Origin of the sequence: Crassaminicella indica (genome assembly GCF_019203185.1) — a bacterium.
GTDB classification, from domain to species: domain Bacteria; phylum Bacillota; class Clostridia; order Peptostreptococcales; family Thermotaleaceae; genus Crassaminicella; species Crassaminicella indica.
The window spans coordinates 1416348-1441154 of the sequence record NZ_CP078093.1 but is presented as its reverse complement, the minus strand read 5'-3'; the positions used below and the strand labels follow the sequence as shown (position 1 = coordinate 1441154).

Annotated in this window: 29 protein-coding genes; 9 read left to right on the top strand and 20 right to left on the bottom strand. The window is 30.7% G+C overall.

The features are described 5' to 3' along the window. Position 1 precedes the first annotated feature (1 nt). Positions 2-1255, bottom strand: a complete 1254-nt coding sequence (locus KVH43_RS06915) for a GntP family permease (protein WP_218281835.1) — start codon at positions 1253-1255, stop codon at positions 2-4. Between the two features lie 276 nt (positions 1256-1531). Here KVH43_RS06915 and KVH43_RS06910 point away from each other — a divergent pair, with 276 nt between their 5' ends. Continuing rightward, entirely contained in the window at positions 1532-1927 is a 396-nt protein-coding gene (locus KVH43_RS06910) for a DUF134 domain-containing protein (RefSeq protein WP_218281834.1), read from the top strand. Between the two features lie 52 nt (positions 1928-1979). Here KVH43_RS06910 and KVH43_RS06905 read toward each other — a convergent pair whose 3' ends face one another. The 6 genes from KVH43_RS06905 to KVH43_RS06880 form a co-directional block, all read right to left on the bottom strand. Further along, positions 1980-2432, bottom strand: a complete 453-nt coding sequence (locus KVH43_RS06905) for an Hsp20/alpha crystallin family protein (protein WP_218281833.1) — start codon at positions 2430-2432, stop codon at positions 1980-1982. Between the two features lie 199 nt (positions 2433-2631). Then, complete coding sequence (gene galE / locus KVH43_RS06900) at positions 2632-3618, bottom strand: UDP-glucose 4-epimerase GalE (protein WP_218281832.1); 987 nt, start codon at positions 3616-3618, stop codon at positions 2632-2634. A gap of 63 nt (positions 3619-3681) precedes the next feature. Beyond that, complete coding sequence (locus KVH43_RS06895) at positions 3682-3828, bottom strand: hypothetical protein (protein ID WP_218281831.1); 147 nt, start codon at positions 3826-3828, stop codon at positions 3682-3684. A 194-nt stretch (positions 3829-4022) separates the two neighbouring features. Continuing rightward, positions 4023-4856: an RNA-guided endonuclease InsQ/TnpB family protein gene (locus KVH43_RS06890; RefSeq protein WP_218281830.1), complete on the bottom strand. Its 834-nt coding sequence runs from the start codon at positions 4854-4856 to the stop codon at positions 4023-4025. A 52-nt stretch (positions 4857-4908) separates the two neighbouring features. Beyond that, a protein-coding gene (locus KVH43_RS06885; protein ID WP_420829623.1) for an IS3 family transposase occupies positions 4909-6050 on the bottom strand; the annotation gives its coding sequence in 2 pieces (ribosomal slippage) (positions 4909-5810 and positions 5810-6050; 1143 coding nt in all). A 63-nt stretch (positions 6051-6113) separates the two neighbouring features. Beyond that, positions 6114-6524 carry a hypothetical protein gene (locus KVH43_RS06880; protein WP_255547696.1) on the bottom strand — a complete coding sequence of 137 codons (411 nt, stop codon included), beginning with the start codon at positions 6522-6524 and terminating at the stop codon, positions 6114-6116. Positions 6525-6623: 99 nt separating this feature from the next. Here KVH43_RS06880 and KVH43_RS06875 point away from each other — a divergent pair, with 99 nt between their 5' ends. Together KVH43_RS06875 and KVH43_RS06870 are read left to right on the top strand one after the other, a co-directional pair. After that, complete coding sequence (locus tag KVH43_RS06875; RefSeq protein ID WP_218281828.1) at positions 6624-6782, top strand: ribbon-helix-helix domain-containing protein; 159 nt, start codon at positions 6624-6626, stop codon at positions 6780-6782. After that, positions 6739-6870, top strand: a complete 132-nt coding sequence (locus tag KVH43_RS06870) for a transposase (protein WP_255547695.1) — start codon at positions 6739-6741, stop codon at positions 6868-6870. Before KVH43_RS06875 ends, KVH43_RS06870 begins: the two co-directional genes overlap by 44 nt. A gap of 191 nt (positions 6871-7061) precedes the next feature. On the opposite strand, the gene pfkA is transcribed toward KVH43_RS06870, so the two are convergent. The 3 genes from pfkA to KVH43_RS06855 form a co-directional block, all read right to left on the bottom strand. Continuing rightward, positions 7062-8021: a 6-phosphofructokinase gene (pfkA, locus tag KVH43_RS06865; protein ID WP_218281827.1), complete on the bottom strand. Its 960-nt coding sequence runs from the start codon at positions 8019-8021 to the stop codon at positions 7062-7064. 76 nt (positions 8022-8097) lie between these two features. Beyond that, positions 8098-8259: a XapX domain-containing protein gene (locus KVH43_RS06860; protein WP_218281826.1), complete on the bottom strand. Its 162-nt coding sequence runs from the start codon at positions 8257-8259 to the stop codon at positions 8098-8100. Between the two features lie 43 nt (positions 8260-8302). Next, complete coding sequence (locus KVH43_RS06855) at positions 8303-9121, bottom strand: purine-nucleoside phosphorylase (protein WP_218281825.1); 819 nt, start codon at positions 9119-9121, stop codon at positions 8303-8305. Between the two features lie 356 nt (positions 9122-9477). On the opposite strand from KVH43_RS06855, the gene KVH43_RS06850 reads away from it, so the two are divergent. Then, the gene (locus KVH43_RS06850) at positions 9478-10698 is read left to right on the top strand and encodes a NupC/NupG family nucleoside CNT transporter (protein WP_218281824.1); all 1221 of its coding nucleotides are present in this window, start codon (positions 9478-9480) and stop codon (positions 10696-10698) included. Positions 10699-10740: 42 nt separating this feature from the next. Further along, entirely contained in the window at positions 10741-11430 is a 690-nt protein-coding gene (locus tag KVH43_RS06845; RefSeq protein ID WP_218281823.1) for a Crp/Fnr family transcriptional regulator, read from the top strand. A 20-nt stretch (positions 11431-11450) separates the two neighbouring features. On the opposite strand, the gene KVH43_RS06840 is transcribed toward KVH43_RS06845, so the two are convergent. Continuing rightward, complete coding sequence (locus tag KVH43_RS06840) at positions 11451-12554, bottom strand: GerAB/ArcD/ProY family transporter (protein WP_218281822.1); 1104 nt, start codon at positions 12552-12554, stop codon at positions 11451-11453. Between the two features lie 380 nt (positions 12555-12934). Here KVH43_RS06840 and KVH43_RS06835 point away from each other — a divergent pair, with 380 nt between their 5' ends. Then, complete coding sequence (locus tag KVH43_RS06835) at positions 12935-13360, top strand: hypothetical protein (RefSeq protein WP_218281821.1); 426 nt, start codon at positions 12935-12937, stop codon at positions 13358-13360. A gap of 56 nt (positions 13361-13416) precedes the next feature. Here KVH43_RS06835 and KVH43_RS06830 read toward each other — a convergent pair whose 3' ends face one another. Further along, on the bottom strand, positions 13417-15066 hold the full coding sequence (locus tag KVH43_RS06830) for a phosphoenolpyruvate carboxykinase (ATP) (RefSeq protein ID WP_218281820.1): 1650 nt from the start codon (positions 15064-15066) through the stop codon (positions 13417-13419). Positions 15067-15301: 235 nt separating this feature from the next. Beyond that, positions 15302-16216, bottom strand: a complete 915-nt coding sequence (locus tag KVH43_RS06825) for a choline kinase family protein (protein WP_218281819.1) — start codon at positions 16214-16216, stop codon at positions 15302-15304. Positions 16217-16919: 703 nt separating this feature from the next. On the opposite strand from KVH43_RS06825, the gene KVH43_RS06820 reads away from it, so the two are divergent. The 3 genes from KVH43_RS06820 (at position 16920) to KVH43_RS06805 (ending at position 19712) form a co-directional block, all read left to right on the top strand. Next, positions 16920-18110, top strand: a complete 1191-nt coding sequence (locus KVH43_RS06820; RefSeq protein ID WP_218281818.1) for a histidine kinase — start codon at positions 16920-16922, stop codon at positions 18108-18110. Positions 18111-18115: 5 nt separating this feature from the next. Then, positions 18116-18880, top strand: coding sequence for a response regulator transcription factor (locus KVH43_RS06815; RefSeq protein WP_218281817.1), 765 nt, complete (start codon positions 18116-18118; stop codon positions 18878-18880). 679 nt (positions 18881-19559) lie between these two features. Further along, a complete protein-coding gene (locus KVH43_RS06805) occupies positions 19560-19712 on the top strand; it encodes a hypothetical protein (protein WP_218281815.1) in 153 nt (50 codons plus the stop codon). A gap of 362 nt (positions 19713-20074) precedes the next feature. On the opposite strand, the gene eutM (KVH43_RS06800) is transcribed toward KVH43_RS06805, so the two are convergent. From eutM (KVH43_RS06800) to KVH43_RS06770, 7 genes are all read right to left on the bottom strand, one after another. Then, a complete protein-coding gene (gene eutM, locus KVH43_RS06800) occupies positions 20075-20356 on the bottom strand; it encodes an ethanolamine utilization microcompartment protein EutM (RefSeq protein ID WP_218281814.1) in 282 nt (93 codons plus the stop codon). Positions 20357-20443: 87 nt separating this feature from the next. After that, positions 20444-20737 (bottom strand): ethanolamine utilization microcompartment protein EutM, encoded by a 294-nt coding sequence (eutM, locus tag KVH43_RS06795; RefSeq protein ID WP_218281813.1) that lies wholly within the window; start codon positions 20735-20737, stop codon positions 20444-20446. 20 nt (positions 20738-20757) lie between these two features. Further along, on the bottom strand, positions 20758-21408 hold the full coding sequence (locus KVH43_RS06790) for a phosphate propanoyltransferase (RefSeq protein WP_218281812.1): 651 nt from the start codon (positions 21406-21408) through the stop codon (positions 20758-20760). 1 nt (position 21409) lies between these two features. Beyond that, entirely contained in the window at positions 21410-22933 is a 1524-nt protein-coding gene (locus KVH43_RS06785; protein WP_218281811.1) for an acetaldehyde dehydrogenase (acetylating), read from the bottom strand. Between the two features lie 19 nt (positions 22934-22952). After that, positions 22953-23522 (bottom strand): BMC domain-containing protein, encoded by a 570-nt coding sequence (locus KVH43_RS06780; protein WP_218281810.1) that lies wholly within the window; start codon positions 23520-23522, stop codon positions 22953-22955. A gap of 18 nt (positions 23523-23540) precedes the next feature. Continuing rightward, positions 23541-24218 (bottom strand): cupin domain-containing protein, encoded by a 678-nt coding sequence (locus tag KVH43_RS06775; RefSeq protein ID WP_218281809.1) that lies wholly within the window; start codon positions 24216-24218, stop codon positions 23541-23543. A 39-nt stretch (positions 24219-24257) separates the two neighbouring features. Beyond that, positions 24258-24806 (bottom strand): BMC domain-containing protein, encoded by a 549-nt coding sequence (locus tag KVH43_RS06770; RefSeq protein WP_218281808.1) that lies wholly within the window; start codon positions 24804-24806, stop codon positions 24258-24260. Between the last annotated feature and the right edge of the window lies 1 nt (position 24807).

Genomic DNA, 24807 nt, shown 5'->3' with positions numbered 1-24807 from the left:
ATTAAGCTAAAATCGCCCCATAAATAACACTTGAAATAATTGTCATCGTTAAACCTACTAAAGATTCATACGGAACAACTTTTAATCTATTCTTAATATCTAAATATACACTTCCTCCTGTTGCATGAAAAAAACTTCCATGTGGTAAATGGTCTAATACAGTGGCACCAGCATGAATCATTGCTGCTCCCGCTAATGGTTTTATTCCTAATGCCAAAATAGTTGTGCCAAATACAGAGCTTGCTACTGCTGTTCCTGAAGTAGTTGAAGCAGTTGCAGCAGACATTAGTATACCTGAAATCGGTGCTAACACAAAAGCTGGAAGTCCAAAACTACTTAACCCATCAATAATTACATCTTTTAATGCAGAATTAGCGATAATTCCTGCTATAGTACCTGTTCCGATCAATAAAATGGCAACTCCACTCATTTTAGTTAGTCCTGCCACTGCATAAGTATTGATATTTTTTATCTTCCCCATTGCTAAACATCCTATCAATCCACCTAAAGGCAATGCAATCAATGGATCTACTTTAATTCCTGCAATTGGTCTTAATGACAATAATCCAATTGTTACTAATGGTCCTATAATTGCTGCGAAGAAACTTGGTTTTTCTTCAAATATTTCAGTTAATTCTTCATCCTTTACAGTATTCCCTTTATTTATTAAAGATTTTGCTAAAAAATATGTAATTATCAAGCCAAAAATCGCTGGTACAATTCCTGCTGCCATAACACTGGATAAATCTAATTTGAAAGTTTCTGCTGCTGCAATTGTATTTGGATTTGGCGACATAATATTTCCTGCTTTTCCTCCACCAATCATAGCTAATAAAACAGCTGATTTTGAAATGTTTGTTCTTTGTGCAATTGCTAAAGCAATTGGTGATACAGTAATAACTGCCACATCAACGAATACCCCTACTGCTGTTAATACACAAGTAGCAATCATCAATGCAGCTAAGGCCTTTGATTCTCCTATTTTTTCTATAATAGTCTCTGCCATTTTTGATGCTCCACCAGATTCTATTAATACCCCTGCTAATATTCCTGCTGTTAAAATCCTTAAAACTGCAGGCATAATATTTTTAGCTCCTCCAATCATCAATGTAACTGTTTCTCCAAGTCCTGCACCACCTACTAATCCACCTACAATAGCTCCTGTAATCAGTCCATAAGCTGGATGTACTTTCCTTAAAATCAAAATAATTGCGACTACTAATCCAACAACTGCTCCTAAAGCACTTACTTGCATTTTCTTCGCCTCTCTCTCTTTTATTTTTGAAAAGCTTTCCTATTTTTTTTGAAATGGTGATAACGTTTTCTATCAACTTGAGTTCATTATATATAAATTTTTAATAAAAATATATTGACCAAATCACCAATTTTATTGTGCATTTGACAAATTTCCATCTTTTTCGATGCGAAAGCTTTCAAAAATTAAGTTGAGATCATATGCTTGTAAAAAACTAAAGCTATATATGATATAATATATATCAAACTCAAATATACTATTAGGAGGGAAAAAATTATGGCAAGACCAAGGAAATGGAGAAGAGTATGCTTTTTACCAAAGGTTAATACTTTTGGACCTATCGATGATTTTAATAATATAAAAGAATATATTTATATGACTGTAGAAGAATATGAAGCTATCAGGCTAATGGATTTAGAAGGACTCACTCAAGAAGAAAGTGCAAATTTAATGGGAATTGCTCGAACAACTCTACAAAGAATCTATGAAGAAGCAAGAAAAAAGTTAGCAAATTGCTTGATAAACGGAAAAGCTTTAAAAATAGAAGGTGGCAATTATAAGCTTTGTAGTGAATTTGAAGATAAAAGAGAATGTGAAACCTGCATCTGTCATAGAAATAGACACGGAAGAAAAAATAAAATGCATCAAGGCTTAGGGCTTCAAGATTTATAAAAAAGCTGTCACAGTATAGAATATATCTTCTATTCTGAGACAGCTCATTTTACTATTGAATATCTATTCTTCTACTTTTTACTTCTTTTATTTCTTTTTTAGGTAATTTTATTGTAAGAATACCATTTTCAAATTTTGCTTCTACTCCTTCATGTTCAATATTATCTACATAAAAGCTTCTTGACATTGAACCGTATCTTCTTTCTTTTCTAATATAATTTTCTCTTTCTTCATGAATCACTTCATTGCTTTTTACAGAAATTGTAAGGTAATCATCTCTAAGATCAATATTAATGTCTTCTTTATTCACGCCTGGAAGTTCTGCCTCTAAAAAATATTCTTTTTCATTTTCTTTTATGTCTACCTTCATCTGACTATTTTGCATACTCATTGGCATAAACCATGAATCGTTAAAAAACTCATCAAAAAAGCTTCCAACGCCAAACAAATCATTGCTTCTTCTTTGAAGCTGATTTCTTCTGTTAAAAGGAATCATTCCAAACATAAGCAACACCTCCATATATTTGACTTTCTTTGACCTTAATTATTATATACCATTTATACGAATATCATTCAAGCCTTTATTTTTATAATATTTTGTTATTTCTAGCTCTATATTCTTCTTATGAAGGTTTTGATTAAATATTCGGTAAATTCCTTTAATTTTCTTTGGTTTTTATTTTCAAGGTATATCTGCTCACCCCTTAATCTTCAAATCCATTAGGGCTGTTTTTATGCCATTTCCACGCACTAGCAATTATATCTTCTATATTTGAAATTTTGGGCTGCCATCCTAACTCTTTCATTGCCTTTTTTGATGATGCTACTAATTTTGCAGGATCTCCTGCTCTTCTATCTTTAACTACTGCTGGAATCGGATGATTAGTCACCTTCCTTGCAGCCTCTATCATTTCTTTTACTGTAAAGCCTTCTCCATTTCCTAAGTTGTAAATAGAGCTTTCTCCATTATTTCTTAACTTTTGTACTGCTAAAATATGTGCATTTGCTAAATCAGTTACATGAATATAATCTCTAATACATGTTCCATCATGGGTATCATAATCATCACCAAATATGAAAATATGCTCCCGCTTACCAAGAGGTACCTGAAGGATCAATGGTATTAAATGTGTTTCTGGATTATGATCTTCTCCAATTTTACCATTTGTATGTGCTCCCGCTACGTTGAAATATCTTAAAGAAATGTATTTGATTCCATATGCATAGTCAGCCCATTTAAACATTTTTTCCATAGCTAGCTTCGTCTCTCCATATGGATTAGTGGGTTCTGTTTTATCATTCTCCAAAATAGGAATATTTTCAGGTTCTCCATATGTTGCAGCTGTAGATGAAAATACTATTCTTTTCACATTGTGTTTATTCATAGCCTCCAATAATACTTGTGTTCCATATACATTATTGTCATAATATTTTAAGGGATTGACCATACTCTCTCCAACTAAAGAATTTGCTGCAAAGTGAATAACGTCTTCTATATTATTTTCACTAAACACTTTATCTAAAAATTCTTTATCACGAATATCTCCTTGATAAAGCTTTGATTTTTCATGTACTGCACCTTTATGCCCAGTTTGTAAATTATCAACAACAATAACTTCTTCTCCTTGTTCTACAAGCTCATATACAGTATGACTTCCAATATATCCTGCTCCTCCACATACTAAAATCATCGCATCACCCCACTTATTATTTTAATTCTCTCGCTCCATATCCAATGGATGCAACATAAAAGCTTACCTCACAGCCATTATTTTTTCATAGCTTTTTCCTATAATTTCATATTTTCTTGATACTTGTCTTTGTAAGCTTTTAATTATTTTTTTCATTTTAGGTGATTTATTAATATTTTTATATTTATCTTTTATAGTATAATATTTCAAATTTATCACCTATTAATATATTATACTATAGACATTTGCATAACTTGAAACCAAATTCAATTTTAAAGGAGGCGAAGCCTTTGTGAAGCGACAGCTTATCTTTCAGTGTATTGAACTTTTTACTTTAACTCGTGAACTACCACCGAGACATTAATCGGTGGCTTCGTGAGAGGTTTGATATTTAAGTTTCCACCTTAACAGGCAACCCTTACTCTCAACGGGGAGGACACACTCCCTTTATCCCTCATAATTTGCACTATTTCAGGAATACATTTTTCTTCTTTTCTTAATATATTTAGACTTCCATTAACATCTGCATTTACCAATCCAAAATTTGATTTAAAAAGTCCTCTAACCACTCTGCGAGTTTTATCGTAGTATTTTTTAGTTATAGGCTCTAAATCGAAAGCACTGCAACCACTTGTGTAACTTTCTTCTTTGAATTTAACTTCAATGCCTTGAAGCTTAGCTTTATATTTAATTTGTTCTGCAAGTCTTTGAATTGGTATTTGAACAAAAGATTTATTGTAATTCATATTTTGTTTGATACCCTTAATTTTACCTATAACTATCTTCTTCACCTTATGCTCTAATGCTTTATTTATAATATTTTTGCTTGTTTTATGAAGATAATCATTAACATAATTATTTCTATATCTTCTTAATGAATTAATCATTTTAGTGTTTTTAAACTTATCAGAACCTATTTTTTTCATTTCAATGCTTTGATAATAAGCAATTTTCTTGTTTACAAAAGCATTAATGCCTTTTAGTTTTTTACCACAAAAAAGATAAGTTTCATTTCCATCTTTAAAAGTTAGTGTAGCAAGATTATCCAAACCTAAATCAATAGCCATAATATTAGTATTGTTTACTGGCTCTAATTCCTGCTTATTGTATATTACAATCAAATACCATTGTTTTAAAGAATTATCCCACTTTATTCTTACTTGTTGCAATTTATTAAAGTTTATAAGGCTTTGAAGTTTATTAGAAACTTCAAAATTTAAACTCTCTACCTCAAACATTTTTTGAATTGCTGGATCTATGTCAATATTTTGGACAACAAAAAGTTAGTTTTTAACATACAATTTTGGCCTCATCTTCTACTTGTTGAGGGGTTTTATATTTTAATGATCCATGAATACGACTTCTATTGTACCAACTTTCAATGTATTCAAATATAGCTAATTTAGCGGTATAAAAATCTATATATTTTACATGATGAATTTCTTCTTTTTTTAATACAGAATGGAATGATTCAATAGTAACATTGTCATAAGGACACCCTTTACGACTAAAGGAATGCTGTATCCCCTTAGATTTAAGGTACCTCCCAAATTCCATGCTTGTATATTGCGAGCCTAAATCAGAATGCAATACAAGTGTATCTGTAGGATTTTGTGAAATATAAGCATTCTTTACAGCCTGTAAGGCTATATTTACAGTCATAGCAGTATCAAATGAATACCCTATTATTTTACGAGAATGAAGATCCATAACAGATGCAAGATAGCACCATCCATCTTTTATCGTATGTATATAAGTGATATCCGTTACCCATTTTTGATTAAGTGCAGTGGTTTGAAAATCACGATTAAGTAGATTAGGATATTCTATGACTTTCTGTTTTGTTGAATAAGGTCTATACTTTTTGACTGTAATAGCATAAATACCAAGCTTTCGCATTATTCTCTGTACTCTTTTTATGCTAACTGTGTATCCTTTTTTTAAAAGCATATGATATATTTTAGGAGCACCATATCTTCTTTTAGATTGAGTATAGATGTTATAAATTGTTTCTTTTAGTTCTTTATTTTCAAGTTCTCGATTAGAAGGTGTATGACAAAGTGCATTATAATAAGAGCTACGAGAAACTTCTAGTATTTTGCACATAGCTTGTATAGAATGTTTATCAGACTGCTCTGTAATAACTTTAAATAATTGATCGTCATTTATGCTTTGGCGAATATGGTGATAGCCTTTTTTAAGATAGTATTCTCCTCCTGAAGGCGTGCAATTTGTTTTTTTAATTCTGCTACATCATTTAATGTAGTAGTTTTTCCATCTGATGTAGATATAGGAGAAAATCTTTTAATCCATTTATATATAGTGACATCTGAAACACCATATTCGCTGCTTAATTCTTTTACAGAACGACCAGAATAATAAAGATCTACAATTGTCTTTTTAAAATCTTGATTGAATTTTTTATTGTTCATTATGGACACATCCTCTCAGTTATTATTTTATATATTTAACCAATTTGTGTCCATAAAACTATACTAACACCATGCTTTAGAAAGAGATAACATTAATGTATTTTCTTTAAATCTAATAGCCAGATTTGTAAATATAATTTCATTTTTTCTGTTCTGTATATTTTTAAATTTAGGTGGTTTAGGTAATCCATTATACTTATGTGGATTTGCTTTAAAATCTTTAATACTTGCAAAATATGATTTCCAATTTTGCTCTAATACTTTGAAAGTTTGTTGTCTTGTATGACTATGAAGAAAATCACAGTGCCAATTAGATTTAAACATTTTTTCTATATCTACATAAGATTTAAAACCATTTTCTCTCAATTCATAATTAACTATGTTGTAAAGTTTTGTTGTATGAAAAGATAATTCTTCTATAATATTTAACTGTTTAATTGTAAAACTTGGCTTAAATTTAAACGATAACTTCATATTTTCGCCTCCTTAACATTGTTATCCATGTGTTTATTTTAACACACCATTGATGTATAGTCAACTATGTGCTAAAATTAGTTTAGGAGGTGTTTAAAAATGGCAAGAAAGAATATTAACACTACATTAGACGAAGATTTATACACTGAAATCAAAATATTGGCTATCAAATTAAAAACAAATGCTAATGACTTAATTGAAGAAGGTATGAAGTATGTCATTGAAAAATACAAAAAACAAGACAATAAGTCACAGTAAATATAACATCAATTATCATATTGTTTTCTGTCCTAAGTATCGTCATAATATTTTTAAAGACGAATTAGAATATGAATTATTAATCTGAAACCATTCAAAAATATATCCAAACCCAAAAGAATGTTTAATTTTTAGGTATTTAACCTAAAAATTAAAGGCACAATTCATCCTCCGAGATAAACAACGGAGGTTTTCTTGTGCCGAATTTATAAATCTAATTTTTATACCAAATTATCTGATGCTTTTAATTTATAAAGAGAGGATGCTAACATCCTCTCTTTATATTGATAATATTTTTGTCAATTCATACATTTCTTTATGAAATTCTCTATTTGCTGAAAGAGCCTCATCTATGTCCATATCTATTAATTCATTCTTCTTAATCCCTATAACTCTGCCAGATTTTTCTTCCATCAGCAGTTCTACTGCTCTAGCACCCATTCTACTTGCTAGTATTCTATCAAAGGCTGTAGGACTACCTCCTCTTTGAATATAACCTAATACAGTAACTCTTGCTTCAATTCCTGTTTTATTGAATATTTCTTTTTTTAATTCCAAAGCATCTCCTGTTCCTTCTGCAAGCATAATAATATGATGAAGCTTTCTTCTAGCTTTTCCTTGAATAAGTTTTTTACAAATATCATCTATATCAAACTCTTCTTCCGGTACTAAAACACTTTCTGCTCCACCTGCTAAGCCTGCATAAAGAGCTATATCTCCGCAATGTCTTCCCATGACCTCTATTATACTTATTCTTTCATGAGATGTAGACGTATCTCTTATTTTACTCACAGCATCTAATACTGTATTTACTGCGGTATCAAAACCAATTGTATAATCTGTATATGATAGATCATTGTCTATCGTTCCTGGAATACCTATAGTCTTAATCCCTGCATGGCTAAGCTTTTGTGCTCCCATAAAAGAACCATCTCCACCGATTACAACAAGTCCATCTATTCCAAAGACTTCTAGAACATTTAACGCTTTCTCTCTTCCAGCATCTGTTTTAAATTCTTCACATCTTGCTGTTTTAAGAATTGTTCCGCCCCTATGAATAATATCTCCAACAGATGCTAAATCCATTTCCTTTATTTCACCATTTATAAGTCCTGCATATCCTCTTGCAATTCCCATCACTTGTATATTATTATAAATTCCTGCTCTCACTACTGCTCTTATAGCAGCATTCATTCCCGGAGCATCTCCTCCACTAGTTAAAACACCAATCCGTCTCAAGTGTGTCACCTCTCATTTGCTTTGCAGCAGAACCAAATATTCAACAAGTTAAAAAATATTTATTTAAAATATTTTTTTAACCCTTCGTTATAAGCTCTACTATTTTAGATCCTAAAAATATACCAACAATCCCCATTATTCCTGCTAAACTTGGTGGTGCAGGTAGAGGAAGCTTAGCAAATGTAAATATTCCACCTGTAATAATCCCTACTATTAGGGCTATAAGTTCTAGTTTCATTTTTCCCCTCCTTATAACATATTATAGCTCCGATCATGTTTTTTTATATCTGCTTGATCACATTCTTCATAAGTGTAATAAATTTTTCTCTAGCTCTTGCTGAAGTTTCCATTACTTCACTATGGTCTAATGGCTGGTCTAGTATCCCTGCAGCCATATTTGTCATACAAGAAACACCTATTACCTTCATTCCACTATGAATAGCTACAGTTACTTCTGGTACAGTAGACATACCTACTGCATCTGCTCCTAACACCTTTAGCATTCTTATTTCTGCAGGTGTTTCATAAGCAGGTCCACTCATACAAGCATATACACCCTCTTGCAAATCAATATTTAAAGCTTTTGCAATTTCTTTTACTTTTTTTCTTAAAGCTTTATCATATGCGTTAGACATATCTGGAAAACGTGTGCCAAACTCATCTAAATTTTTTCCAATCAGTGGATTAGTTCCTGACAGATTAAGATGATCATTAATAAGCATTAAATCTCCTGGATTATATTCTGCATTTACAGCACCTGCCGCATTTGTAACTATTAATGTTTTTATCCCTAATGATTTCATTACGCGAACAGGAAAAGTAACTTCTTTCATAGTATACCCTTCATAAAAATGAAATCTTCCTTGCATAGCAATAACTTTTTTACCTTCTAAAGTTCCAATCACCAATCTTCCTGCATGTCCTTCTACTGTTGAAACTGGAAAATGTGGAATTTCATTATAAGGATAATATTCTGCATCTTCTATTTGATCTGCAATTGCACCTAAACCTGAACCTAATATAAGACCCATTTCAGGTTGGCATTTAGTTTGAGCTAAAATATATTTTGATGCTTCATTTATTTTCTCTTGATAATTCATTGTTAACCTCCATACTTTATTTTAATATAATTTTTTTAATATGGATATAATATTTTTATAATTTTTATAATTTTATTTATTCGAAAACGCTTCCCTTTTTTCATCTTTTTATCTAGAAATTTTTTGAAATCGTTTCCTAGATAAATTGATCAGTTTGCTATTTGCATTTAAAAGAATAACAAATAAAAAAATAAAAAAAAATGACACATGTCACCTTTAGCAATATTTAATATTTACCAATTTTATTTATACAAAAAAATATTGAAATTTATAAAAAACTTTGATATACTTCAAATCATTCGAAAACGCTTTCCCTTTTTAATAAAAATTATCAAAGGGAAGGTGCAAAAAAAATTATGGAAAAATTAATCAGTATCTTGGGTCTTGGTATAATGATCCTAATTGCTTATCTTATATCGGATAATAAAAAATCTATTGATTGGAAACTAGTTGGTATGGGCGTAGGAATGCAGCTTATATTTGGTGTCTTGATTTTAAAATGGACGCCAGGAAGAATGCTTTTTAATGTTCTTAATGATTTAGTAACTAAATTATTAAACTTTACAAAAGAAGGTACAGCATTCTTATTTGGAGATTTATTAAATATAGAAAGCTTTGGATTTATTTTTGCTTTACAAATATTACCTACTATTATTTTCTTTTCAGCACTAATGGCTATTTTATATCATGTAGGTATTATGGAAAAAATTGTAACAGTTTTAGCAAAAATAATGTCAAAATTATTAGGTACAAGTGGTGCTGAATCTTTATCTGCTGCTGCTAATATATTTGTTGGTCAAACTGAAGCACCATTAGTGATTAAACCTTTTATCAAATCAATGACAAAATCTGAATTATTGACTATAATGACTGGTGGTATGGCTACTGTTGCTGGTGGTGTAATGGCTGGATATGTTTCTATGGGTGTTGAAGCTGGCCATTTAATTGCAGCAAGTATTATGTCCGCACCTGCAAGTTTAATTATCGCTAAAATTATGGTACCTGAAACAGAAACACCTGTAACAAAAGGACAAGTTAAAATCGAGTTAGACGAAATAGATGCAAACATAATCGATGCAGCAGCTAGAGGAACTAGCGAAGGTTTAAAGCTTGCTTTAAATGTAGGTGCTATGCTTCTTTCTTTCATTGCTATTGTAGCTTTAATAAATGCTTTAATAGGTTTTGTAGGTAATTTACTTGGACTAGACTATTTAAGTCTTGAATGGATATTAGGTAGATTATTTGCTCCGTTAGCATACATCATGGGAATTCCTCTTAGTGATGCAGTTGAAGCAGGTAATCTTTTAGGACAAAAAATTGTAATCAATGAGTTCTTTGCTTATGCAAACCTTTCAAAGCTTATAAAAGCAGGAGCTCTTAATCATAGAACTATAGTTATATTAACTTACGCACTTTGTGGCTTTGCAAACTTTAGTTCTATAGGAATTCAAGTTGGTGGTATCGGCTCCCTTGCTCCTGAAAGACGCTCTGATATTGCAAAGCTTGGATTAAAATCATTGATAGGTGGTAGCTTAGCAGCTTTTATGACAGCTACTATCGCAGGTATTCTAATATAGTTCAGTACAGCTTTTATTATTGATAATCTATGAGGGATGAATATGTCAATAGAAAGGTTTATTAAAGATAATACAGATTTAGAAAAGCTTCTGAAAAACATGCCAGAAGATGTAAAAAAAAGATGTGTTATAAAAAACTTTCCTGCAAAAAGCATAATGCTCAAAAAAGATGCAGAAGTAAAATATGTTTATATACACCTTTTTGGCACTTTAAGAGTATTAAATGAATTTGCTAATGGCAATATTTATGGTTTTGCATATATCGATTCCACTGATTTTGTTGGCGCATTAGAGATATTAGCTGAAGAATCACAAATAGCATGTACAGTTGAAGCAGTAACAGATTGTACTGCATTAAGGATGTCTAAAGAAGATTTTTTAAAATGGTTTGAAAAGGATATTCTTTTTTCTACTACAATTGCAAGGCTCTTAGCTAAAAAGTTTTATCCTACTATTTATAGAAATGGAGCCGTTTTTATGCATTCAGCTATGGATTCCCTCATTTCATTCATTATCAAGTTTGTTGAATACGATATACAAGATAAAGCTGTTGTTCTGATCAATAAAAAACGTCAACATATTGCTGATGAACTTGGAATCAGTCTAAGAACCGTTCATAGAATTATAAAAAATTTAAAAGAGAATGAATTAATAACTGTTGAAAAAGGAAAAATATATGTAAACAAAAAACAATACGAAAAGCTTATAAATATGATAGACCACTCTATGTAACACCTAAGAGGATGATTTGCTCATCCTCTTTTTTCATAATATAAAAAGTCTCTGCTGTAAACTATTATCAAAGTCAAAATAGGAACAATGATTTGCAAAGGCACATGAACATACTTGACTACTAAATCCAGTCCAATTTCAATATGCTCCATGTAATTTTTAGCTATAATTTGTGATAAATACAAAATCAGTATACCAAATACAAATGATAAAAATTTTATATTTTTAAAGCTAGTCATTTGTGCTACGCCTAAAACTGAAACATACATAAAAATACTGATTTTGTAAAATCCTCCTACGACTAATATAACTACAAATATAACATCTAATCTTGTTATAATCCCACCTATATTTATACGTTGGACAACTTGAAAAAGAGGACAAATAGATGTGCTTGCCTCTCCAACACCTAATGTAGTTATCAATAATATAGTATTTAATGATAAAATAATCCCTTCAAAAATAATAGCTAAAATAGCTACCTTTCGTATTTTATTGCGTTCTAAAACAAAAGGATAAATCATAGTAAATACAATTGTTTCTCCATAAGGAAAAGCTATCAGCTTCCATCCTTTTTTTATTACTTCCATAATTCCATTTTGTAAAATAGGTTTAAGATTACTCACTCTAAATATGCCTCCAGTAAATACAATAAGCAACCATACAAAAACAGGCATGAAAATAATCATTATAAAAAAAGACTGAGCAGTTTTTGATATGTTTTCTATTCCACTATATACGGTGTAAATAATAATGATTATAAAAAAAATTCCTATAGCAAGCATTGGAGTATATTCTAAACTAGTAATTTTTATAAGCTCTAAAAAATCTCTCAATACCCTTGAGCTTATATAAGCAAAATAACCTATATATATGAATCCTAATATATTTCCTATAACTCTTCCATAAATTTTAGGAAGATATGTAACTAAAGTATCTTGGGGATATCTGTAATATAATGCTGTATATAAAAGTTGAAGAAGGATTCCACCTAATGAATATACAATCATAGCAATCCACGCATCTTGCTTTGTTTCAGGTGCTAAAAAGAAAAGCACTGCACTTCCATAAGGAAAAATGATCATTATTATAAAAAATTGATAAAGCCCTATTTTGAATTTCATGTTATCTATTCCTTATATTTAATAAAATTTTTCAGACATATACCAATACTAAATATTTTTCCCAAATAAATTACTTTTATGATTTTATATTGTGATTTTTGCGAATATATAAAGCTAAGTGAATAACTTTGATAAATTTTGTAAAAAACTTACTGAAATTTTTTCCTTTTTATTTCAAATATCATCATGAAACATATTCTATCTTTCTTTCCTATTAATATTCCCCGGGAAATTATTACTTTTTCTTCTAAAAAGTTTAACCAAAAAAATCATTTTTTAAGTAACACCTGTCCTATAACTTGCATACCTTATATTACAGGAGAACTAAAAAAAGTATCTATCCTTAAATAAAGTTTTGAATAGAGAGGAGGAAATGTTATATGAATGCCAATTATATGTTTGAACCTATGTTGTTCCCAGCTAACCAAATGAATCAATTTGAAGAGTTTATGAAGCAATATGGAGATAAATCTGAAAAATATATTTTAGATGAAATTGCTAGAATTGCAAATTCTGTTCCTGAAAAGACTATACAGCAATATATTAAAAATCTTGATTTGCTCTCTCAAATAGAAGGCTTTGTTTCAAATGAACATAGAAGAAAAATTGACAACGTAAAAAGAATACTCTTAACAAGCTCTTATTCTAAAGAACAATCTACCTCAGCCCAATCCTTCGGTACAAGTTTGTTATTGTGGTTCTTAATTTTAGTATCCATATGGAGAAAACCATATTACAGACCACACAGACCATACCAACCATATCCTTATAGACGCAGAAGATTTCCTTTCTATCCACATTATTAAAAAACAATCCCCCACTTGCTCTCACTAAAGTGGGGGAAGTTTTTATATCTTCCATTTTAAGCAACCTCAAAGACAATATTACATTTTTTGATTTCTTTCATTAATTTTTTCAAAGCATCTGCTGCTTCTTCTGGCAGCTTATCTCTTCCTTCTTTTTCAACATTTCTTGATTCAATAAATGCTATCCTGTATGCTATTCCTTCAAGAAGTTCATGTATATATTTTTTATCATTCATATTCGGCATAAATCCTTCAATTTCTAGAATTTCTATATCAGAAAAGCTTCCCCACTGCTTAAATTGAGCACTTCCTTCAACTATTTTTTCTAATGATTGAATAGTAACTTCTTTAGAAATTTTCTTGTCCATAAAGAATCCCGTATTAAAAATATAGCATTCTACATTTCTTTTCGTAAATAATTCTTTATATTTTTTATAATCATGACTCAAAGGATACGTTCTAAACGGATTCGCATATGGTTCGATTACTAAAGCATCCATATCTACTCCCTTTGCTAATCTTTCGGCAGTAGTTCTCTTAGTAGCTAAGGTTGCTCCCATTACTGTAGCAAGCTCTGGATTATTTATTTTTAATACTGGTGGTAGAGTTGGATCCTTCATTAGCCAAATGATTGCATTCACTGGTTCTTTGAATTTATTAACCCTGTTTGGTGCCCACAGCTTCGATTTTATAGCACGTCCATTTCCATTTCGTATATCTTCTGTAACTAAAATACACTTACCCTCTTCATTGATCATAGCTCCACAATTTTGTGCTGTTAATAAATATTTATTATCTGGTGAATCAGCAGGATAATCTTGTGTCTTATCAAAATAAGATGGCTCTAGAGCTACAGATGAACCATTTTCTGTAGATATTATAAATGCATCATCATGTAATACAGCAATATCATATTTTCCATTATGTTTTTCATGGGTTAATGTTGATTTCCCTGATCCTGATAATCCAAAAACTCCAACAACAAAACTTTTTCCATTCGATAAAGTATATTTTTTCTGTCCACCATGACATGCAGCATATCCATTTCTATTTGCAGTTCCCCAGCCTAGAGTTAATGTTCCCTTCTTAAATTCTCCAAAATATCTCATTCCTAATAGAGCTGCACAATTATTTTCTGGGTCAAACAATGTTAATCCTAATGGATGCTCTTCATGTTGCCAATCTGGATCACCAAATATGTATATATCTCCTTCATTAGGAAAAACTTTTGAAGCTTTATACATTTTTTTATATGAATCCGTTATAATCTGGAAATTTAACATCCAATTATATAATATATTTTCATGCCCTTGTGGAATCAAAAGATGTGCTTTTACCATAAAATCTTTATCTAGACCAATATAAACCTGTGCATAATACATAGTTTTATATCTTGTATTGTATACTGCTTCTCTTACAATTCCTGCATATTTTTCTGTATCTATTCCTGCTTCTCCTATTATTTTTCTTGCAGCCGCACATCTTCCTGTTACCAATCCATCATTAAATAATAATACTTTTGTTTCAGTATCTAATCCTAATTCTTCCGGTTTATATACAGACATATCCGTTACAATAGTTCCTGGTGAATCTTTAGCGAGCTTATAAGCTTCTTTTATCGAATTTATTTTTACAACATTATTTCTATAAAATGCGGTTTGTATTGTACTTCTAATTCTTGAAAATTTAATATCATTGCTTGTCATAAAAATCGCTCCCTTTTATTTCTATAATGATCTTACATTTAATATGTTATGCTATTTTTTTATAAATAGCATAATTAAAAACATTTTTATACTTTCCTCACACTTATTTTAGCAAAAAAACATCATAATTAAAAGTATTTTTTATCATATTTATTTAAATGTGCTATACTATTTATTGCAAAAATAAAGAAACCCTCTAGGAAAAATAATCCTAGAGGGATATCTTTTTATAGTTCTATTTTTTTACCATTTCAGCGATTGGATAATTAGATGATAATATGATTTCTTTGATATTCTTTTTAAATCTTTCGTATCTAAAGCAACAATAATCAAGAAAATCATCTCCACTATAGTGCCTAATCATTGCCCATACCATCCAAAGCAAATCCTGTGCTAGCATATAGCATTTAATTTTTAATATTTCAGAAGCAGAAGGATACTGACCATAATAATCCAAAAGTAGATATAAAATAGCTTCTTCATTCAGCTTTGATTCAAGAATATACGAAGCTATATCCCAGCTTGGATCATTCATTCCAGAATATTCCCAGTCTATTAAATAAATTCTTCCGTTATCATTTATTATAAAATTTTCTGGTACTGTGTCATTGTGACAGGGTACAAGAACTTTATTTTTTATATTTTTTTGCATAAAATCAATTAACTGCTTTTTTAATTCAGCATAATCAAAGAAAAAACTACCCTTTAAATCCTTAATAATCTGTTCATATTTGTTTAATTCCACCTGCCAATCAAAAGAATTATAAAAGCTTTTTTTACTAGTATGAATCTTTTTCATTAGATTAGAAACAGCTTTTATATTTTTTATAGAGCTTGGATCAGCTTGAGCAATGTTTTTACTGTTTTCAATATATTCACTAATTTTAATGCCACTCATTTCATCAAAGTAAATGCATTTAGAATTCAAACCTAACTCTGATGCAATTTTATTATTAACCTTTTCACTTTTTCGATCAATCATAAAATTAGTCATACAACCCGGTTGTCTAACAACATATACTATACCCTTTATATTCATAATATAGTTATAGTTAGTAAGTCCACCTGCAGAACGTGATCTATCAAAAATGATGCTATTGTCATTAAAAACCAAACGTAATTTTTCTTGTACTAATTCTTCCATTCTCATCAGTATTTCCACCATTCATATTTTAATCTATTCTTCTTTATACTTTTCATTCATACTTGCATAAATAATCTTCTATACAATAATGATTATAGCACAATTCTAATAAGTTAACGGTATTATTACAATAAATATCCCTTTGATAAAAGAAAAAATGGAAAAATCACAATTTTGGCATACTTATTATTAAATAAAAAAAATTGTATAATATCTACTTTATGCCAAAAATCTAAAACAACAAATACTGATACTGTTCATCTTTAACATTTTATTACATAAAAGTTAGTATTATTTACTTTTGGATTATTATTCATTATAATAATACTAAAAGTAGTTCAAAACTTTTTTATATAGGTAAACAACATCAACATAAAAAAAAAATATATAAAGATAAGTGAATGACTTCGATAACTTTTGTAAAAAAACTTACTGAAATTTCATGAAAAATACGTTAAGAACCTTCATTGTTTGAACGAAGTGAGTTTTGAAGGTTTAGTATTTTTTCATGGAATGAAGTTTTGTTTTTTCAAAAGTTATCTGGAATGAACTATCTTTTATATTTCGTTTTGATGTTGTTTACCTATAGATAAACAACATCAACATAAAAAAAAGAAATATATAAAGATAAGTGAATGACTTCGATAACTTTTGTAAAATTTCTTCATTATGATTATATATCCTAATTCAGAAGGGATGTAATAAAAGCATGCATAAAACTAAAAAAATACTAAAGGAATTAATAACATCAAATTTATATACACGCTATAGTAATCTTTTATCCTTATCAGATATTCCTCTATTTTTAATTGATATAAATGGTAATATTTTATTTGAATTTATACCTTCTCCAAATTTTTGTACCCGTGTATGTCAGGAAAACGTTAGTCAAGCATGCCCTGACTATAAATGTAGATTAAACTCACATACAGAGAATAGATTTGTATGTAAATATGGACTTGAAAACATCCTTTTGCCTATTGTGGTAAATGACGAAATTTTAGGTTATCTAGCTGGTTTGCAGGTATATTTAAAGGAAAATGAATATAAAAAATATATGATCAACATTCAATCTTTTCATGAATATCAATTTCCTAAATTAGAGAATGTAGCTAAATCTATATCTTCATTAAAAACTGTAGAATACGATAAAATTAAAATACATGAACAATTATGCAAGCAAATCGCTAAAGATATTTCTTTTGACTTATCAAAAACCATTAATCATACATATTCTGATGTGGAAAAATTATCTATCGAAAAAGAAATACTTGAAAAAAAAATTATTGACTTAGAAGCTAAAAATATGTCTTTGGTCGTTAATCCTCATTTTCTGTTTAATACCTTAAACTGTATTGCTCGTATTGCATATTTTGAGAATTCCCACAAAACCGAGGAGCTTATCTATTGCCTATCCGATTTGCTTAGATATAATTTAAAGCAAGACCACCAACTACATACCATAGGAACTGAAATTGATAACATTGAAAAATATTTATATATACAAAAAGCAAGGTTTAAAAATCGTTTAGAATATGAGATTGATGTACCAGATCATATCAAGTCTTATAAAATACTCAACATGGTCATTCAACCTATACTTGAAAATGCTGTTATTCATGGTATTACTCCAAAACGTGACGGTGGAAAGATATGCATATGCGCTAAAAAGATCAAAAACAATATAATCATTTCTGTTATAGATAATGGTAATGGTTTTTCTGAAGATGCTTTACAAAAAATACAAAACTATGAAAACAAATCAGGTTTAGGGTTTAGAAGTACAGATAAACGCTTAAAACAATATTATGGTGAGCAGTACGGATTAAAAATTGTAAAATCTGATTATAGTGGAAGTACTGTTACCATAACAATTCCTACCCAACATACTGCGAGGTGATTGCAATGAGCATAGTCCTAATTGTAGAAGATGAAATACTCGAGCAAGATTTCCTAAAATCCATTATCCTTCAAGAACTTACTCAAGATGATACTTTATTAACCTGTGAAAGTGGAGTTCAAGCAATTAAATTAGCTAAGCAGTATCAACCAAATATTATTATAATGGATATAATGATCCCTGAACTAGATGGTATGAGTGCCATCGAAGAAATTAAAAAATTTCTTCCAAATACATCTATTATCGTTTTATCTGCATTATCCGATTTTCATTATGCACAAAAGGCCATCAGACTACAAGTTTTAGATTACCTATTAAAGCCTGTAAAGCCGGCTGTACTAAAACAGGTTTTCTGCAAAATATTAACCTCTACCGCTAAATACAGAGTAAAGGAATTTGATAATAAAAAAAGTACAAAACCTAAAGAATGCCGTCAACATTTTATAGAAGAATCATTAAAATATATCAAAGAACATTTTAGAGAAAAGCTCACTTTAAAAAAGGTTTCTTCTAAAGTCTTTATAAATTCTAAATATTTTAGTCGTGTCTTTAAAAAAGAAATGGGCATATCATTTTCTGAATATGTAATGAAGCTTAGAATACAACATGCTTGTCAGTTATTAGAGAAAACTAATTATCCTGCTTATCGTATTGCAATAGAATGTGGATTTTCAGATGCATCCTATTTTAATAGAGTATTCTATTCACAAATGGATATGACTCCAAAATCTTATAGAAAGTATGCACAAGCATCAAAGCTAAAAGACTAAATTTCAGTCTAATAATGATATCTATTCTTGCATAGTCATATCTTTGTTCATCCATTATATTTTGTAATTCATCAGTTTTATTTTTTATATAATCCTTGATGAGTGATCTTTATAGATCAAACTATCCTTCAAACCATTCAACTTCATCAGTTCATTGACTGTCATGTTAAATGATTTTGCTATAGACCATAGCAAAGAAAGATTATATAAATATCCACTCTACTGGAGCTAGTCCTACGGATATCAATAAAAGCCAGGTAGAAACTTTTAGGCAGACAATATTAGAAAAAGGATGTAAGAGAGACTATGCTATCGTTACATTATTGGCTTACTCAGGACTTAAAATATCTGAAGCTTTAAACTTAATGATTATTTGGTAATTGATTACAAATTTCTACTTTTTTCTAATAATATGAGTGCTATACTTAGTAAGAAATAGAATATTCTAACAAAAGGGGATGAGATTAAAATAAAAAGTAAGAGAGATAGTTACTAAAAGTACTAGAAGTGAAAACACTAGTACTTTTGAATGAGAAAAATCAAAAAAAGTTTCTTACGTTCCAGATCCGATACAAAATGTATACCAAAAGAGCTAAGATTTCAGGAATATATAGTATTTGGGGTAAAAAAATTTAGTGATTATTTTTATTGATTATTAATCACTGAGAAAGGATTGCATATGACAGGTGTTTTTCAAATAATTAATACAATTCTTTTTGTTTTCTTAGTGATATTTGTATGGAAATTTGCAAATATAATGATAGAAAATACTAAGGCTACTCAGAATTTGACAAAAAAAATAGAAGAATATGAAAAAAAGAAAAAATTATAATAAAAAATATTTTTCGAACTCTGGGGTAGCAGCATAGCTAAGTCAAACCTGCTTAATTAATATTAAGTAAAGTATCCGTCAAAAAATAGATGCATAGAAAATAAATTTAATACCTGATAAAATTTAATCCAGTATGAGAATTATCTCTTACTGGATTGATCTTTTTTTAGTTCAATTTTTAGTTTTTTGGGGAGTTCACTGTCCCAAGTAAGAAGCTGTGATAAAGATGATTTATTCTTCCCAGTCAATAGCTGGTGATTCTTCCTTCATAACAGGTAACTCCTCCTATACAATAGATTTTGTTATCTGTTATTCTAGCAAAGTAATGTACAAACTACTAGGCAGAAAATCTTTGACGGTTACTATTTTTCTGCCTTAGGTAAAATTGTCTCAACTTCCATGTGTGGACGTGGAATAACATGAACTGATATTAATTCTCCAACTCTTTGTGCTGCTGCAGCTCCAGCATCTGTTGCTGCCTTTACAGCACCAACATCTCCTCTTACCATTACTGTTACTAAACCGCCACCAACATGCTCTTTGCCCACTAGGGTAACATTTGCAGCTTTCACCATTGCGTCTGCGGCTTCAATTGATCCTACTAATCCCTTTGTTTCGATCATTCCTAATGCATCATATTTCATTTTTCTTTCCCCCTAAATTTTTATTTTCTACAATAAGTTTCCTTGATCATCCGATCTATTATTTATTATTGCTATACTCTTTAAATACTACTTTTCGCCTTCTTTTTCTACCTTAGGTAAAATTGTCTCAACTTCTATATGTGGACGTGGAATAACATGAACTGATATTAATTCTCCAACTCTTTGTGCTGCTGCAGCTCCAGCATCTGTTGCTGCCTTTACAGCACCAACATCTCCTCTTACCATTACTGTTACTAAACCGCCACCAACATGCTCTTTACCAACTAAATAAACATTTGCAGCTTTTACCATTGCATCTGCAGCTTCAATTGATCCTACTAATCCCTTTGTTTCGATCATTCCTAATGCATCATATTTCATTTTTCTTTCCCCCTAAATTTTTATTTTATTATTTTAATTTTCGATAATGAATTAATATTCATAGCATTTGCTTCTTCTATATCAATATGACACTCTAAAGCAGAAGCATCATTTGCTCTAATAACAACATTATTATAAATACCACCTCTTGGTCCATCGACCTTAATAGATACGATTTGTCCATCATGCACATTTAATTGTTTTGCATCTTCACAATTCATATGAATATGTCTTTGTGCTACAATTACACCCTCTGTAATTTGTACAGAACCATTTGGACCAACTAATGTTATTCCTGGTGTTCCATGTAAATCACCTGATAATCTTACCGTTGGAACTACACCTAACTTAAAGGAATCTCCTGCTAATATTTCCACCTGCGTCTTACTACGCACTGGACCTAAAATTCTAACCTTTTCAATTGCACCCTTTGGTCCACAGATTGTTACTGTTTCCTTACAAGCATATTGTCCAGGCTGTGATAAATCTTTTATCTTTGTCATCTGATATCCTTCTCCAAATAAACAGTTCATATCTGCCTGTGAAAGGTGTACATGACGATTAGAAATACCTACTGGAATTTCATTTGTATCTTCTTTTTTATCTATTGAAGATATGTTACCTTTAACTGCCTCTAGTAAAAGCTTTATAATTGGTTCATAATTATCCATTTTATTTTACTCCCTTCATAGCCCTTACTAATTCATTTACAAGACTTAGAAGCTTTTCATGATCATTACAATCTATTTTTAATCCGTTTAGAGAAGAACTATTTGTACAGGAGCTTGTAGCATAATTATTCAGTTCAGGATAGTTAAAAGATATATCAGAAGAAGCTAATGTATTACAATCTTTTAAGCCATATGCAACTCTCTTAATATTAATCAAATGCATTGGTGTAACATTCTCAGAAACTGAACTTCCTCCCCATGTACCACAACCTAGCGTAAAGGAAGGTATAAGTCCAGTGCTTGCACCAGTTCCACCTTGAGAGCCACCTGTATTAACTAAAATACGAGCTGCTGGCTTTTTAGCAAACTTCATTACCATATCTCTATCTTCAGTATGAATACTCATAGTATGACCTATACCATTTTGAAGTAATTCTATGCTAAGTTTACATGCCTCTTCCCAATCTTTCACTGTATAAAAAGCAAGAACTGTTGTCAGCTTTTCATAGGATAATGGATATTCTTCACCAACACCCTGCTGCTCTCCTATTAGAACTCTTGTTCCTTCTGGAATAGAGATTCCTGCTGCCTCTGCAATAACCTGTGGACTTCTGCCTACAAATTTAGCATTCATCGTGTGTCCATTTTTAAATAACAGCTTACAAACTTTTTTAGTTTCTTCATCTGTCATAAAGTATCCGCCCTGTTTCTTTAATTCAGCTACTACTACTTCACGGTTACACTCTTCTACGATTATTGATTGTTCTGATGCACAAATTGTACCATTATCAAAAGTCTTACTTGCAATAATATTACTAACTGCTTTTTGAACATTAGCAGTTCTCTCAATATAAGCTGGTGAGTTACCAGCACCAACACCTAAAGCAGGTTTTCCTGCACTATAGGCTGCCTTTACCATTCCTGGCCCTCCAGTTGCAATAATCATAGCAATATCTTTATGTTTCATTAACTCGTTTGTAGCTTGCATACTTGGTGTAGAAATACTACTTATTATGTTCTTAGGAGCTCCTGCTTCTACTGCTGCATCATGCATTAAGCTTATAGCCTTGCATGTACATTTTAATGCAGAAGGATGTGGTGAAAACACAATTCCATTACGTGCTTTAATTGCTATTATTGCTTTAAAAATAGCAGTAGATGTTGGATTCGTTGATGGTACAATCCCCATTAATAAACCCATAGGCTCAGCAATATCAATTACTTGTCGTTGTACATCTTCTCTAATAACACCAATTGTCTTCATATCTTTAATTGCATCATAGAGCATAACAGAAGCCATATAATTTTTATATGTCTTATCTTCAACTTTACCAAATCCAGTTTCTTCTACAGCCATTTTCGCTAAAGAAAAAGCGTTTTCTTTTGCTACTCTAACCATATTGTATACAATCTTATTAATCTGTTCTTCCGTATAATCTGCAATTTGATTTGCAGCAATTTTTCCTAGTTTAGCAAGATTTCTTGCTTCTTGTATTGAACGTAAATCTTGATCAAAGTTTTCCAATTAAATTCCCTCCATTCTTCTATTTCTTGTAATATTCTCTAAACTCTGCAATGAGCAATTTCTTGTTTGCCTTAGAGATTTTCCTTCCTTTTATACCAAAGTCCTTATATTCACGCGCCAGATTCCGAAGCTCTACAACCTTAAATTTTTTAAGAGCTTTAATAGTTTGTTCTAAACTATATTCAAGTACCATCTTATCTATAGCTTCCTTATCAGGAACCTTACTAAAATCTATCTGTAGAGAAATATTTGTTTTTTCTGAATCATTCTTTGTTTTTTCAATTTCCTCTAATGATACTTCTTCTCGTGAAGGTTTTGTTGTTACAATTATACTAGCTAATTCCTCATGTGGACGGGGAATAATATGTTGTGAAATCAGTAATTTTTCATCAATTTTTCTTACTGCAGCTACACCAGCCTCTACAGCTGCTTTTACCGCTCCAACATCACCAGTTACAGCAATAGAAACAAGACCACCACCAACATACGTTTTTTCTAAAAGCTTTACATCTGCTGATTTTAACATAGCATCTGCACTCTCTATAGCTGCAATAAGCCCTTTTGTTTCAACGAATCCAAGTGCCTGCATTACCTAATCCTCCTAACTTTAACTTATTAGATCAGCCCAGTTGGCTGGATAGGTAACATAAAACACCTTAGCTTTATCAGGAGAACCCCAAGTAACTTTTGAACCTGATGGAACATAGAGTACATCTCCAGGATATGCTGTTAATGTCTTACCATTTATCGTAACTGTTAATGTCCCTTCCATCACATAATCAATTTCTTGATAATTCAATTCCCAGTCAAATTTGGAATGATCAATCATTAAGAATCCTGCACTCATATCAGCTTCTTCTTTACTAATTAACTCTTGATAAAACACCTTTGCATTAGGATTTCCCGTATCAAAAACATCAAGCTTTACTGAATTGCCACGTATCACCTTCAAACCCTCACAAATGCTTTCAGCTTCATATGGTTTAGTATTCGTAAGTGAATTAAGTATTCCATTTAAAAGTCCTTTATCCATCATAGCCTTGAATAACTTATAAATCATATCACTGTCTAACCCACCTTCGCAGGCTTTTGATGGTTTGCTTTCTTTCTCTTTACAAGTAATCTTTGTATCAGAAACAGGTTCTTCTGTAGAAAAAGCTATCCCACAGACTATAGCTGCATCCTTTGCTGATGGTGTAATAATTGTATTGCTGTCAATATAAATCACTTTTTCTCCCTGTTTTTGAGCAGCTTCAATATCTTTTGCACAAATCAGTCTTTTCATTCCTTCACATCCTTTCATATGCTTTTTAAAGCTTATGTATTAGAATAAAGATTCTATCAATTCCTCTGATGGAGAAGGTATAATCTCTGCATTTACTAAAAGCCCCTTCTCTTTTGCAATAGCCATCCCTGCTTCAACACCAGCTTGAACTGCAGCTACATCACCAGTAAAAGTAAAGAATGATTTGCCTCCTAATCCATTTCCCAAACGGATCTCTATTGGCTGTAGGTTTGCTACCTTAAGTATTGCATCAGCAGCAATGATCATTGTTGCTTGAGAAAAAGACTCCATTATTCCTAAAGCCTGAATATCATCTGGCATTGTTGCACCTGTAATTGCTGGAAATACTAAAGGGCTAACATTTGGTATAATGATTGAATCAACCAAATATTCTTCTGCCACTCTTTCTCCAGTGCTCACTGAATCATGTACTGATGCAACATCTCCATGAACAATTGCAATATATTTACCAGGACAAGTAGAACCAGCTGTAACTATTTCCACATCAGAAACCTTTACCATTTGATCTGCTGCATATATTCCACGTGCAATACTTGTAAATTCAACCATACCGATTGCTTTTGACATA

What these genes read in the sequence shown, in the direction of transcription:
- KVH43_RS06780 (WP_218281810.1), bottom strand. Translation starts at nt 23,522, where the DNA reads ATGCAGGCACTTGGATTCGTTGAAACAAAAGGGCTTATTGCAGCTATA.
- eutM (WP_218281813.1), bottom strand. Translation starts at nt 20,737, where the DNA reads ATGAAATATGATGCATTAGGAATGATCGAAACAAAGGGATTAGTAGGA.
- KVH43_RS06815 (WP_218281817.1), top strand. Translation starts at nt 18,116, where the DNA reads ATGAGCATAGTCCTAATTGTAGAAGATGAAATACTCGAGCAAGATTTC.
- KVH43_RS06915 (WP_218281835.1), bottom strand. Translation starts at nt 1,255, where the DNA reads ATGCAAGTAAGTGCTTTAGGAGCAGTTGTTGGATTAGTAGTCGCAATT.
- KVH43_RS06875 (WP_218281828.1), top strand. Translation starts at nt 6,624, where the DNA reads ATGGCAAGAAAGAATATTAACACTACATTAGACGAAGATTTATACACT.
- KVH43_RS06775 (WP_218281809.1), bottom strand. Translation starts at nt 24,218, where the DNA reads ATGAAAAGACTGATTTGTGCAAAAGATATTGAAGCTGCTCAAAAACAG.
- galE (WP_218281832.1), bottom strand. Translation starts at nt 3,618, where the DNA reads ATGATTTTAGTATGTGGAGGAGCAGGATATATTGGAAGTCATACTGTA.
- KVH43_RS06870 (WP_255547695.1), top strand. Translation starts at nt 6,739, where the DNA reads ATGTCATTGAAAAATACAAAAAACAAGACAATAAGTCACAGTAAATAT.
- KVH43_RS06855 (WP_218281825.1), bottom strand. Translation starts at nt 9,121, where the DNA reads ATGAATTATCAAGAGAAAATAAATGAAGCATCAAAATATATTTTAGCT.
- KVH43_RS06890 (WP_218281830.1), bottom strand. Translation starts at nt 4,856, where the DNA reads ATGTTTGAGGTAGAGAGTTTAAATTTTGAAGTTTCTAATAAACTTCAA.
- KVH43_RS06860 (WP_218281826.1), bottom strand. Translation starts at nt 8,259, where the DNA reads ATGAAACTAGAACTTATAGCCCTAATAGTAGGGATTATTACAGGTGGA.
- KVH43_RS06770 (WP_218281808.1), bottom strand. Translation starts at nt 24,806, where the DNA reads ATGTCAAAAGCAATCGGTATGGTTGAATTTACAAGTATTGCACGTGGA.
- KVH43_RS06820 (WP_218281818.1), top strand. Translation starts at nt 16,920, where the DNA reads ATGCATAAAACTAAAAAAATACTAAAGGAATTAATAACATCAAATTTA.
- KVH43_RS06910 (WP_218281834.1), top strand. Translation starts at nt 1,532, where the DNA reads ATGGCAAGACCAAGGAAATGGAGAAGAGTATGCTTTTTACCAAAGGTT.
- eutM (WP_218281814.1), bottom strand. Translation starts at nt 20,356, where the DNA reads ATGAAATATGATGCATTAGGAATGATCGAAACAAAGGGATTAGTAGGA.
- KVH43_RS06825 (WP_218281819.1), bottom strand. Translation starts at nt 16,216, where the DNA reads ATGAGAATGGAAGAATTAGTACAAGAAAAATTACGTTTGGTTTTTAAT.
- KVH43_RS06905 (WP_218281833.1), bottom strand. Translation starts at nt 2,432, where the DNA reads ATGTTTGGAATGATTCCTTTTAACAGAAGAAATCAGCTTCAAAGAAGA.
- KVH43_RS06790 (WP_218281812.1), bottom strand. Translation starts at nt 21,408, where the DNA reads ATGGATAATTATGAACCAATTATAAAGCTTTTACTAGAGGCAGTTAAA.
- KVH43_RS06845 (WP_218281823.1), top strand. Translation starts at nt 10,741, where the DNA reads ATGTCAATAGAAAGGTTTATTAAAGATAATACAGATTTAGAAAAGCTT.
- KVH43_RS06880 (WP_255547696.1), bottom strand. Translation starts at nt 6,524, where the DNA reads ATGAAGTTATCGTTTAAATTTAAGCCAAGTTTTACAATTAAACAGTTA.
- KVH43_RS06835 (WP_218281821.1), top strand. Translation starts at nt 12,935, where the DNA reads ATGAATGCCAATTATATGTTTGAACCTATGTTGTTCCCAGCTAACCAA.
- KVH43_RS06830 (WP_218281820.1), bottom strand. Translation starts at nt 15,066, where the DNA reads ATGACAAGCAATGATATTAAATTTTCAAGAATTAGAAGTACAATACAA.
- KVH43_RS06805 (WP_218281815.1), top strand. Translation starts at nt 19,560, where the DNA reads ATGACAGGTGTTTTTCAAATAATTAATACAATTCTTTTTGTTTTCTTA.
- KVH43_RS06850 (WP_218281824.1), top strand. Translation starts at nt 9,478, where the DNA reads ATGGAAAAATTAATCAGTATCTTGGGTCTTGGTATAATGATCCTAATT.
- KVH43_RS06840 (WP_218281822.1), bottom strand. Translation starts at nt 12,554, where the DNA reads ATGAAATTCAAAATAGGGCTTTATCAATTTTTTATAATAATGATCATT.